The organism is Lysobacter sp. P5_B12 (assembly GCF_056400425.1).
Genome location: NZ_JBFULG010000003.1, coordinates 341424 through 352929 on the forward strand (window position 1 = coordinate 341424; position 11506 = coordinate 352929).

General features: G+C 67.3%; 11 protein-coding genes. 5 read left to right on the plus strand and 6 right to left on the minus strand.

The features are described 5' to 3' along the window. Positions 1–43 precede the first annotated feature (43 nt). Genes greB through AC1DOM_RS07785 form a run of 4 tightly spaced genes read right to left on the minus strand, consistent with a single transcriptional unit; the run spans position 44 to position 3830 of the window. Complete coding sequence (gene greB / locus AC1DOM_RS07770) at positions 44–541, minus strand: transcription elongation factor GreB (RefSeq protein ID WP_498961911.1); 498 nt, start codon at positions 539–541, stop codon at positions 44–46. Between the two features lie 5 nt (positions 542–546). Further along, the gene (locus AC1DOM_RS07775) at positions 547–1803 is read right to left on the minus strand and encodes a hypothetical protein (RefSeq protein WP_498961913.1); all 1257 of its coding nucleotides are present in this window, start codon (positions 1801–1803) and stop codon (positions 547–549) included. Then, positions 1800–2255, minus strand: a complete 456-nt coding sequence (locus AC1DOM_RS07780) for a hypothetical protein (protein WP_498961915.1) — start codon at positions 2253–2255, stop codon at positions 1800–1802. Before AC1DOM_RS07780 ends, AC1DOM_RS07775 begins: the two co-directional genes overlap by 4 nt. A gap of 48 nt (positions 2256–2303) precedes the next feature. Next, positions 2304–3830, minus strand: a complete 1527-nt coding sequence (locus AC1DOM_RS07785) for a helicase HerA-like domain-containing protein (protein ID WP_498961917.1) — start codon at positions 3828–3830, stop codon at positions 2304–2306. A gap of 169 nt (positions 3831–3999) precedes the next feature. Between AC1DOM_RS07785 and AC1DOM_RS07790 the strand changes: the two genes are divergently transcribed. Beyond that, the gene (locus AC1DOM_RS07790; protein ID WP_498961919.1) at positions 4000–5547 is read left to right on the plus strand and encodes a transglycosylase SLT domain-containing protein; all 1548 of its coding nucleotides are present in this window, start codon (positions 4000–4002) and stop codon (positions 5545–5547) included. A 639-nt stretch (positions 5548–6186) separates the two neighbouring features. Here the strand turns inward: AC1DOM_RS07790 and asd are convergent. Further along, the gene (gene asd, locus AC1DOM_RS07795) at positions 6187–7056 is read right to left on the minus strand and encodes an archaetidylserine decarboxylase (protein WP_498961921.1); all 870 of its coding nucleotides are present in this window, start codon (positions 7054–7056) and stop codon (positions 6187–6189) included. 4 nt (positions 7057–7060) lie between these two features. Beyond that, complete coding sequence (locus AC1DOM_RS07800) at positions 7061–7708, minus strand: SCO family protein (protein ID WP_498961923.1); 648 nt, start codon at positions 7706–7708, stop codon at positions 7061–7063. A gap of 113 nt (positions 7709–7821) precedes the next feature. Here AC1DOM_RS07800 and prmB point away from each other — a divergent pair, with 113 nt between their 5' ends. From prmB to AC1DOM_RS07820, 4 genes are all read left to right on the plus strand, one after another. Continuing rightward, on the plus strand, positions 7822–8748 hold the full coding sequence (gene prmB / locus AC1DOM_RS07805) for a 50S ribosomal protein L3 N(5)-glutamine methyltransferase (RefSeq protein ID WP_498961925.1): 927 nt from the start codon (positions 7822–7824) through the stop codon (positions 8746–8748). A gap of 4 nt (positions 8749–8752) precedes the next feature. Further along, positions 8753–9853: a chorismate synthase gene (gene aroC, locus AC1DOM_RS07810; protein ID WP_498961927.1), complete on the plus strand. Its 1101-nt coding sequence runs from the start codon at positions 8753–8755 to the stop codon at positions 9851–9853. Between the two features lie 46 nt (positions 9854–9899). Then, positions 9900–10919 carry an aspartate-semialdehyde dehydrogenase gene (locus tag AC1DOM_RS07815; RefSeq protein ID WP_498961929.1) on the plus strand — a complete coding sequence of 340 codons (1020 nt, stop codon included), beginning with the start codon at positions 9900–9902 and terminating at the stop codon, positions 10917–10919. Between the two features lie 90 nt (positions 10920–11009). After that, the coding region (locus tag AC1DOM_RS07820; RefSeq protein WP_498961931.1) for a type IV pilus assembly protein FimV at positions 11010–11506 on the plus strand (497 nt) is incomplete at its 3' end.

The window sequence follows — 11506 nt, forward strand, 5'->3', positions numbered from 1 at the left end:
GATCAATCGCGCAAAGCGCGATTGAGGGGGATACCCAGCGACGTCAGTACCTCACCTCGACAATGAAATACCGCGCAACCCCACCCGGAAGCGTCGCTTCAAATTCATCGTCCACACGCTTCTTCAACATCGCCCGCGCCAGCGGCGAATCCACGCTGATCCACCCGAGCTTCGCATCGGTCTCGTCCGGACCGACGATGCGATAGGTCTGCGTCTCGCCCGTGGTCGCATGTTCGATCTGCACCTGCGCGCCGAAGAACACCGCTTCCCGATCCGACGGCGCGGTGTCGACCACGCGCAAGGCCTCCAGGCGCTTGGACAGATAGCGCACGCGCCGATCGATCTCGCCGAGCTGCTTCTTGCGATACGTGTATTCGGCGTTTTCGGAACGATCGCCTTCGGCCGCGGCGGCGGCGAGGGCCTTCACCACTTCCGGCCGGCGCACGCGCCACAGATCGTCGAGTTCGGCCTTCAGGCGCGCATGCCCTTCGCGCGTGATCAGCGCGGTGGCTTTTTCCCCGGGTGGCCGCCAGCGTCCCATGCGCGTTACGTGAGGCTCAACGCCGCATCGATTTTCTGCAGCAGCGCCGGATCCTGAGTGCGCGTTCGCGCGCGTTCCAGCAAGACCTTCGCTTCGGCCGGGCGGTTGAAACGCTCCAGCAGCAACATCGCCGCCGTGAGGCCCCATTGCGCCGACGCCGGATCGCCCGGATGCGCGTTGAACAGCGCATGCAGCGTGTCGACCGCAAGCTGCGCCTGGCCGCCGAGACGCGCCTGTTCGGCCAGCCGTGCGCCGTGTTCCGGCAGCAGGGGGACGAAGGCCGGATCGGCGTCGAGGCTTTCGCGCAGCAAGGGCAGCGCCTTGCGGTCCTGCTTTTCCATCATCAACTGATGCAGGAACTGGCGCGCGTGTTCCTGCACCACGCGGACATCGCCGGCCTGCTGCAACAGGCGGCGATACAGTTCATGCACCTCGACCGAAACCGCGCGCGTGCGCACTTCGGTGCGCAACAGGGCGATCGCGTCGGTGATGCGTCCTTCGCGGATCAGCGGCTCGGACTGGGCGATCACCGGATCGACGGCGGCGGCGCCGATGGCCGGCCGCACGGCATCGGGTTGCAGTGTCGCAGGCGCGTATCCGAGTTCCTCGTGCGCCTGGAAGATCAGGTAGCCCATCAGATGGAACGCGCAGAACAAGCCCCAGAACCCGAGCACCGTCGCCAGCCAGTTCGCGACGAACGACGGCACGATATGGCCGAACCACGCGCCGGCCATCACCGCGCCCAACTGGATGACGAACAGCGCCCCGACAACGGCCAGGTAAGGCCAGCCGATGCGCGCGACGACCGAAAACGACGTCGCCGGATTCAGGGCCGCCGACAGGCTGCCGGTCATCGCCAGCGTCATCGTCAACGCCGGCTGCAGAAACACCAGCAACGCCAGGCCACCGACGATCAGCAACACGCTCTTGGTCAGGATCAGCGCGAAGAACAGCGCGCCGAGCAGGATCTGCAGCGCGAGGAAACGCCACACCACGCCGTTGTCGACGGTCAGGATCACTTCCGGCGATTCCATGTCGCCGTCCGCCGAGCGCCGCAGGATTTCGAAGGCGTACTTGTAGGCGGCCAGCCACATCGCGATGCCGATCAACCACCCGATGAAGGGCAGCACGCGCGCGATCGCAAGCCCCGCGAGCATCACCAACGTGACGAACGCCCCGCCGCGCAGCGGATACAGCAGTATTGCGGGAATGCGTTGCCAGAACGGTTCCGGCGCCATCGCGGCGCGAGGCACCGTGCTCATTGCGCGCTGCCTGCGCGGCGCAGCACCTGCGGGCCGTTCGCGGCCTTGAGGTGGTCGTTGTCGACCAGTTCGTACACGCGGTCGTCCTCGGACTTCGCGTTCGGATCGAGGCGGATGTGGCGCGCGTCGGGTTCGAGCGACCACGTTCCCGTGCTCGCATCCGCCGCATGCGTGTTCAACGTGTAAGTGCCGTCTGCGGCGAATGCCACGTCCATCCCTTCGCTGGAGAAGGTGCCGGCGAAGGCTTTCGCATCGAAGGTGGTGTGTTCGCCCGGCGACGGCGATTCGGAGACGCCCAACGCGGGGGCGACGGTCGCCGGCGCAGGCGCCTGCATGGTCGCGGGTGCGACGACGGTGGCGGCCGGCGCGATCGGCGCGGCTTGTTCGCGCTTGCACGCCGACAGGGCGAGCAGGGCGAGGACGGGCAACAGGAGCGAGACGGACTTGCGCATTTGTATTCCCCCGAAAGTGGATCGTGCGTTGTCGTTCTTGTTTTCGAATCAGCGACGCGAGCCGCCGAAGATGCTGCCCAGTACGCCGCGCAGGATCTGGCGGCCGATCTGGCTGCCGACGGTGCGCGCGGTCTGCTTGGCCATGGTTTCGACCATGCCCTGTCGCCGCTTGGTGCCGAACACGGCGTCCTTCACCGCCTGGCCGACGCCGGGTTCGTCGCGTTCGTCTTCCTCGCGCGACTTCGCCTTCGGTGCGTCCACGCGTTCGGCGGCGGCCTGCGCGTGCGCGGAGAGTTTCTCCGCCGCCGACTCGCGGTCGATGCGCGTGTCGTACTTCGCGCCGACCGGACTGCCGGCGCGCACCTGCGCGCGTTCGGCGTCGGTGATCGCGCCCATGCGGCAATGCGGCGGTGCGATGAGCGTGCGTTCGACGGGCATGGGCACGGCGCGTGCGCCGTCGATGTCGTGCAGCGTGGAGACGAGCGCTTCGCCGACGCCGAGCGCGGAAATCGTCTTGCTCACATCGAGGTTCGGATTCGCCACGAACGTTTCCGCGGCGGTGCGCACGGCCTTCTGGTCGCGCGGCGTGAACGCACGCAGCGCGTGCTGCACGCGGTTGCCGAGTTGGCCGAGGATTTGATCGGGCACATCGTCGGGGAACTGCGAACAGAAATACACGCCCACGCCCTTGGAACGGATCAGGCGCACGACCTGTTCGACGCGCTGTTGCAGCGCGGGCGGGGCGTCGTCGAACAGCAGATGCGCTTCGTCGAAGACGAACACGAGCTTGGGTTTGTCCAGGTCGCCCACTTCCGGCAGCGTTTCGAACAATTCCGACAACAGCCACAACAGGAAGCTCGAATACAGCCGCGGCTCGAGCACGAGCTGCGAAGCGGCGAGGATGCCGATGACGCCGCGGCCGTCGGGCGTGGTGCGCATCAGGTCGGCCAGTTCCAGCGCCGGCTCGCCGAAGAATTGTTCGGCGCCATCCTGTTCCAGGCGCAGCAATGCGCGCTGGATCGCACCGATCGATTGCGTGCTGACCAGGCCGTAGGACGTGGAGATGTCCTTGCGCTCGTCGGCGACCACGCCGAGCAGGGCGCGCAGGTCTTCCAGGTCGAGCAGCAACAGGCCGCGGTCGTCGGCGAGCTTGAACACGATGTCGAGCACGCCCGATTGCGTGTCGTTGAGCTCGAGGATGCGCGCGAGCAGGGTGGGGCCCATCTCGCTGACGGTCGTGCGCACCGGGTGTCCGAGTTTTCCGAACAGATCCCAGAAGATGACCGGATTGGCGGCGGGCGCGTATTTCGCCACGCCGATCAGCGCCGCGCGATCGAGCACCTTCTGGTCCGGCGTGCCGGCCACCGCGAGTCCGGCGACGTCGCCCTTGACGTCGGCGAGGAACACCGGCACGCCCAGCCGCGAGAAGCCTTCGGCGAGCGTCATCAGCGTCACCGTCTTGCCGGTGCCGGTCGCGCCCGCGACCAGGCCGTGGCGGTTGCCGTACTTCGGTTCGAGCGTGACCGCGCCGCCCTGGGGCGTGGTGACCGACTTGCCGACGAGGATGGGATCCATGGGAGCGCCTGTTCAGAGTCGGTCGGTAGGTCGGGCGATTCTAGCCGTGCGTCGGCCACGCGAGCGCATTCCACCAACGGGTCCGCAGTTTCACATCACGCATGGGTTGCAGTGCAGCACGCGCGCCGATACCTTCGACCGCACTTTCGCTCCAAAAGCCCTCATTTCGATGTCCGATTCGGTTTTCCCGCGCCTTGCCGCACTCTGCTTCGCCACCTCGCTGGCGCTGGCCGCCGTCGTTTCGCCCGCGCATGCCGCGTCCAAGCGGGACCAGGCCGCCGCCGAGGCGTTGAACACGCGGATGGCGGCCGCCGAGCAGCGCTATCGCGCGGCGCTGGTGCGCATCGGCAACGCCGATCCGGGCGGCACGGCGGAAAGCGATGCCGCGCTGGAGGACATGGAAGACGTCATCGCCGCCTGCATGCAGCTCAAGGGCTGCTCGGTGCCGACGATGCTCGCCACCTACAAGCGCTTGCTGAAGTCCAAGGCCGACAGCGAAGCCCAGTCCGCGGACGACGACGTCGCCGCCGACGACGAGGGCGACGACCACGCGATCTCCTCGGTCGCCACCGACGTGCCCGAGGCCGCGCGCGCCGCACAGCTGTTGTCGGACGACCATCGCTTCGACCAGATGGTGCAATACAACCCGGCGGTGCAGGCCGGCATCCGCAAGTGGCTGACCGACATGCGCCCGGCGCTGATCGGCAGCTACGAGAACTACCAGTACATGCGCCACCTGATGTGGCCGGAGTTCCAGCGCGCGGGCCTGCCCGAGGCGCTGTTGTTCGGCATCATGGCGAAGGAATCCAACGGCAAGGTCCATGTCAGCTCGCGTGCGGGCGCGGCGGGGCCGATGCAGTTCATGTACAACACCGGCAAGCGCTTCGGCCTGGGGCCGGACGGCACGGGGTTCGACACGCGCTTCGATGCGCGTTCCTCCGCCGAAGCCAGCGCGGCCTATCTCAACGAGCGCATGGCGCAGCTCAATCGCAGCATCGAGCTGGCGCTGGCGGCCTACAACGGCGGCGAAGGCCGCGCCTTGCGCGTGTTCAACAGTGCGAACGGGCAGGGGTTCTGGGACGCGTCGGTCTACAACCAGTTCCCGGCCGAGACGCGCGATTACGTGCCGATGGTGGTCGCCGCGGCGTGGTTGTTCCTGCATCCGAAGGAATACGGGCTGACGTTCCCGAAGGTCGATGCGAAGCCGGCGATGCTGAAGCTGACGCGCGCGGCCTCGATCTACGAGTTGACGATCTGCCTGGGCAACGGCGGGACGCGCGACGGGTACATGCGTGCGTTGCGCAATCTCAATCCGCGTTACGAGGCGGACAGTTGGCTGCCGGCGGGTGCCACGCTCAATGCGACGACGAAGATCGTCGGGTTGTACGGTCGTCATTGTGCGCAGGGGGCGCGTGCGGATCTGGCGCATCAGTTGGTCATGAGTGATGCGGCCTCGGCGGTGCGCGGTGTCGCCACGGTCGCGAGTCTCGACGATACGCCGCGTCCGACGCCGGTGGCTTCGGCGGAGACGCCCAAGCCGGCGAAGGCCGGGAAGTCGAGCAAGTACAAGGTCCGCGGGGGCGAGACGCTGACGGCGATCTCGAAGAAGTTCTCGTGCGACATGCGGGAGTTGGCGCACGCCAACAGCATCAAGGCGCCGCGGTATGCGATTCGTCCGGGGCAGACGTTGAAGCTGGAAGGGTGTACGGCGGACTGAGCAGGATTCCACCTCCCCTCCAGGGGAGGTCAAAAAGAAGCCCGCCGAAAGGCGGGTTTCTTTTTGGGTGGGGTAAAGCGGGGTGCGCTGGTTTGTCGTCGTGTTGGTTGGGTTCAACGACACCATCGGGGCGCATCGGCGCGCCGCATTGAAGGCCACATTGCTCCGCAAGAGCTCACGCTCCGCAATGTGGCCTTCAACGCGACGACCGCTGCGCTGGCGGCTGATGGTCTCGCGACAGCACTTGATGAGTGGGTCCGTCACGGGTCATCGATGCGCGCCGACTGCCAGCACTCCAGACGGACGGAACGTCGCCCACCTCGGCGCTCGAGTCTTCGCACATGGTCGCCTCTGGCAGGCGACGTTCCTCGCGGCGACCTGATGGGAAAGCGGATTGCACCTCCCCTCCAGGGGAGGTCAAAAAGAAGCCCGCCGCACGGCGGGTTTCTTTTTGGGTGGGGTAAAGCGGGGTGCGCGGAGTTGTCATCGGCTGTTTGCGTGCGCCGCCACCWGGTGGGCGCAGCGGTGCGTCGTGTTGGAGTCCTTTTGCGGAGCGTTTGCTCTTCAGCGGAGTCAAAAGGACTCCAACACGGCGTGCCGCTGCGCCAATCTGGTGTCGCAGCAACACGACACACGACGCTAATTCAGCGTCGCCAGCTTCTCCCCCAACAACACAGGCCCCTGCGGCCGCAACCCAGGCGCCAATTCCGCCACACCCTTCGGCAACAACACGATCACCGTCGACCCGTAATTGAACCGCGCCATCTCCGCGAACCGTTCCAACACGATCCCTTTCCCGCGCCAATCCTTGCGCACGATCGGCCCACCGTAAGGCGGAATCTCCACGCCGCTCCACACCGTCTCGACGCCCGACACCAACAACGCACCAACCATCACCAACGCCATCGGCCCGAAGTCCGTCTCGAAATGACAGACCAGCCGCTCATTGCGCGCGAACAACCGCGACACATTGCCGACCGCATCCACCCCGACACTGAACAACCGCCCCGGAATGTGGACCGTCTCCACCAACGTCCCCGTCCACGGCATGTGCACCCGGTGATAGTCGCGCGGCGACAGATACACCGTCGCGAACGCCCCGCCGATGAAGACCTTCGCCTTCTCCGCATCGCCCAGCAACTGCGCCGTGCTGAACCCGTGGCCCTTCGCCTGGAAAATGTGGCCCGGGTCTTCGTGCTCCGCGTCGCCCGCGAACCCGATGTGCCCGCATTCGCTGATGCGCCCGTCGGCCGGCATCGCCAACGCACGCGGATCGGGATCCGGCGTGCGCGCGCCCGGCCGCAATGCGCGCGTGAAGAACGCATTGAAGGACGCGTAACGCGTCGCGTCCGGTTCCATCGCCTCCGACAGATTCACGTCGAACTTGCGCACGACGGTGTCGATCAACCACTGCTTCGTGCGCGGATTCGTCGAATAGGCCAGCTTGCGCGCCAGCGAGGAGAGGAACCGGTGCGGCAGGACGTAGGTGAGGGCGGTGATCGCTTGCATCGGCTTACCGTGCCACGGCCGACGTGAGCGTCCGGAAATCGGAGGCGATCTCCTGCGGCACCAGCGGCGGCGAAATGATGCCGGCCATGCGCCCCTTGGGATCGAGCACGGCCAGGACGCCGCTGTGGTCGACGTTGTAGCGATCTTCCGGCTGGCCCGGTTCCGGCGGCACCTTCATGAACACCAGCGACAGGCTGCGTGCGAAGCCTTCGAGTGCGGGCAGGTCGCCGGTGGCGGCGAGCGTGTCGCGATGGAAGGCGTGTGCGTACTCGCCGGTGCGGATGGCGGTGTCGCGCTCGGGGTCGACGGAGACGAACAGCACGCGCGGGCGCACCGAGTCGGGCATCGACTCCCACTGCTTCTGCGCCACGCCGAGTTCGGCGAGGGTGGTCGGGCAGACGTCCGGGCAATGCGTGAAGCCGAGGAAGACGATCGTCCAATGCCCCTGCAGTTCGCCCGGGACCAGGCGCGTGCCGTCGGACTGCTGCAGCGAGAAAGCAGGCAGTTCCCGCGGCGCGGGGAACAGGCGCACGGCCTTGGTCTGCGGCAGCGCGGGGGCGGCGGGGCGGGTGAACCAGCGATGCCCGGCCCACAGGCCGATGGCGGCGGCCAGCGCGACCACGAGGATCCAGGCGGTTGTGCGGTTGAACATGCGAGGGCTTCCGTCGGGCGCCACGCGGTGCGGCGCGAAGCTGACGATGATACCGGGCGCGCTATCATGCACGGCCCCTTATCAACCGCGGCCCTCGCCGCTGCGCCGCGCCCATGACCGACGAGCTGGCCACGATCATCGACCTGATCCGCTACGGCGCGAGCCGTTTCAACGCGGCCGGCCTGACCTTCGGGCACAGCTACGACAACGCGCTGGACGAGGCCACGCAGCTCACGCTGCACGCGCTGCACCTGCCGCACGACCTCAGCCCGGTGTACGGCAACGCGCGCATCACCGAAGCGGAGAAGGAAGAAGTCCTCGGCCTGTTCCTGCGCCGCATCGAGGAACGCATGCCGGCGGCCTATCTCACCGGCGAGGCGTGGTTCGCGGGCCTGAGTTTCAAGACCGATCGCCGTGCGCTCGTGCCGCGTTCGCCCATCGCCGAGATGATCGAGCACGGCTTCCAGCCCTGGCTCGGCGACCGCGAAGTGCGCCGCGCGCTCGACCTGTGCACCGGTTCGGGCTGCATCGCCATCGCGATGGGCCATTACAACCCCGACTGGCATGTCGACGGCGCGGACATCTCCGACGACGCGCTGGCGCTCGCCAACGAAAACAAGGCGCGCCTGCACGCCGACAACGTGCGCCTGCTGAAGTCCGACCTGTTCTCCGGCCTGCAGGGCGAGCATTACGACCTGATCGTCACCAATCCGCCCTACGTCACCAACGACGAAACCGACGCGCTGCCGAAGGAATACGCCTACGAGCCCGACCTCGGCCTGCGTGCCGGCGCTGACGGCCTGGATCTCGCACTGCAGATCCTGCGCGACGCACCGCTGCACCTGGATCGCGACGGCCTGCTGATCTGCGAAGTCGGCGAATCCGAAAAGGCGCTGTCGCACCTGTTGCCGGAACTCCCGCTCGCATGGGTGGAATTCAAGGTCGGGCAGATGGGCATTTTCGTCGCCGAATGCGCCGATCTGGTCCAGCACAACGCGCGCATCCGCGAACTCGCAGACCTGCGCCGCCCGAGCCGCTGACCTCGTGAACACCTTCGGCACGCTGCTCCGCGTCACCACCTTCGGGGAGTCGCACGGCCCGGCGATCGGTTGCGTGATCGACGGTTGTCCGCCGGGCATCTCGATCGCGCCGGAAGATTTCGTCGACGACCTGGCGCGCCGCGCGACGGGTCGCACGCGCCATACCTCGCAGCGCCACGAGTCCGACGTCGTCGAAATCCTCAGCGGCGTGTACGAAGGCCGCACGACGGGCACGCCGATCGCGCTGGTGGTGCGCAATACCGATGCGAAGTCGAAGGACTACGAGAACATCGCGCAAACCTTCCGCCCCGGGCACGCCGACTACACGTATTGGCAGAAGTACGGGCATCGCGATCCGCGCGGTGGTGGTCGCTCGTCGGCGCGCGAAACCACGATGCGCGTGGCGGCCGGCGTGATCGCCAAGCGCTGGCTGCGCGACAAGTTCGGCGTGCGCGTGCGCGGATACCTGGCGCAGATCGGCGATGTAGTGCCGCGCGGTTTCGATTGGGATGCCGTCGAAGGCAATCCGTTCTTCTGGCCCGACAGCGCGCAGGTCACCGAGCTCGAGGCGTACATGGATGCGTTGCGCAAGTCCGGCGATTCGGTCGGCGCGCGCATCACCGTCGTCGCCGACGGCGTGCCGCCGGGTTGGGGCGAGCCCATCTACGGCAAGCTCGATGGCGAACTGGCCGGCGCGCTGATGTCGATCAACGCGGTCAAGGGCGTGGAAATCGGCGATGGCTTCGCGGTCGTCGCGCAGCACGGCAGCGAACATCGCGACGAGATCACGGCCGACGGCTTCCAGTCCAACCATGCCGGCGGGATCCTCGGCGGCATCTCGACGGGGCAGCAGGTCATCGTGTCGGCGGCATTCAAGCCGACCTCCAGCCTGCGCTTGCCGGCACGCAGCCTGGACCTGGACGGGCAGGCGGTCGAAGTGGTCACGCATGGTCGCCACGACCCCTGCGTCGGCATTCGCGCCACGCCCATCTGCGAAGCGATGGTCGCGCTGGTGCTGATGGACCAGGCGCTGCGCCATCGCGCGCAATGCGGGGACGTGGGCGACGTCTCGCCGCGCATCAAACCGGGCAAGGCCAAACGCTGAGCCCGCTCCTGCTTTTTTCGAACCACGAAACACGAACTCGGATCACATGACGAACAAATCCCTCAAGGTCGCCGTCGTCGGCGCCACCGGCGCCGTCGGCGAAACCATGCTGTCGATCCTGCACGAGCGCAATTTCCCGGTCGGCGAATTGATCGCGCTCGCCAGCGCGAAATCCGCGGGTTCGCGCGTCAAGTTCGGCCATCGCGACGTCGTGGTGCAGGACCTGGCGAGCTTCGATCCGACTGGCGTGGACATCGCGCTGTTCTCCGCGGGCGGTGCGACGTCGAAGGAATACGCGCCGAAGTTCGCCGCCGCCGGCGCGGTGGTGATCGACAACTCCTCGGCCTTCCGTTACGACGACGACGTGCCGCTGGTGGTGTCGGAAGTGAATCCCGAGCAGGTGCGCAACCGCCCGCGCGGCATCATCGCCAACCCCAATTGCTCGACGATGCAGATGCTCGTCGCGCTCGCGCCGATCCATCGCAAGGTGGGCATCGAACGCATCAACGTGGCGACCTACCAGTCGGTGTCCGGCGGCGGGCGTTCGGCGATGGAAGAACTCGGGCGCCAGACGGCGGGCATCCTCAACTTCCAGGAGCCCGAACCGCAGCGCTTCCCCGTGCAGATCGCCTTCAACCTGATCCCGCACATCGACGACTTCCAGCCAAACGGCTACACGAAGGAAGAGATGAAGTTGGTGTGGGAGACGCGCAAGATCCTCGGCGACGACAGCGTGCGCGTGAACCCGACCGCGGTGCGCGTGCCGGTGTTCTTCGGGCACTCCGAGGCGGTGAACGTGGAGACCCGCGAGAAGATCACGGCCGCTGAAGTGCGCGCGATGCTGCTGGCCGCCCCGGGGGTCGAGGTCGTCGACGAACCCGTGCCGGGCGGCTACCCGACGCCGGTGACGCACGCCTCGGGCCGGGACCCGGTCTACGTCGGGCGAATCCGCGACGACGAATCCCACCCGCGCGCCGTCAACCTGTGGATCGTTTCGGACAATATCCGCAAGGGCGCCGCGCTGAATGCGGTGCAGATCGCCGAACTGGTCGCTGACGAGCGCTGATTGCGTTGTAAGACAAGGGAGGCCGGCGCACGCATTGCCAGTCGCAAGCGTGCGCGGCTACAGTCTTCGCAGGCCTGAGGGGAGAAGGGCATGACACTTCGACGCATCGCGCTGGCGATCGCCCTGGCCGTTGCGGCCGGGCCGGCCGCTGCGCTGGGCCTTGGCCAGATCCAGGTGAAATCCAAAGTCGACCAGCCGCTGCTGGCCGAAATCCCCATCGTGTCCAGCGATCCGGCAGAGCTGGAGCAGCTCCAGGCGCGCCTGGCCTCGCCGGAGACCTTCCGCCGGATCGGCCTGGAACCGCCGAGCGGCGCCGCCGCCGACCTCCAGTTCTCCGTCGCGCTCGACGAGCGGGGCCGACCCGTCATCCGCGTGACCAGCAACGCGCCGGTCAGCCAGCCGCTGGTGACCTTCCTGGTCGAAGTCGACTGGGGCAGCGGCCGCCTGGTCCGGGAATACTCCGCGCTGCTCGATACCCCGCGCACCGTGGCCGCGCCCGCGCAGCCGCCGATCCAGGCGCCGACCGTCGCGCCGTCGAACGTGATCGAGCGCCCGGTGGCCGCCGCGCCGCCGCCGCAGGCCGCGCC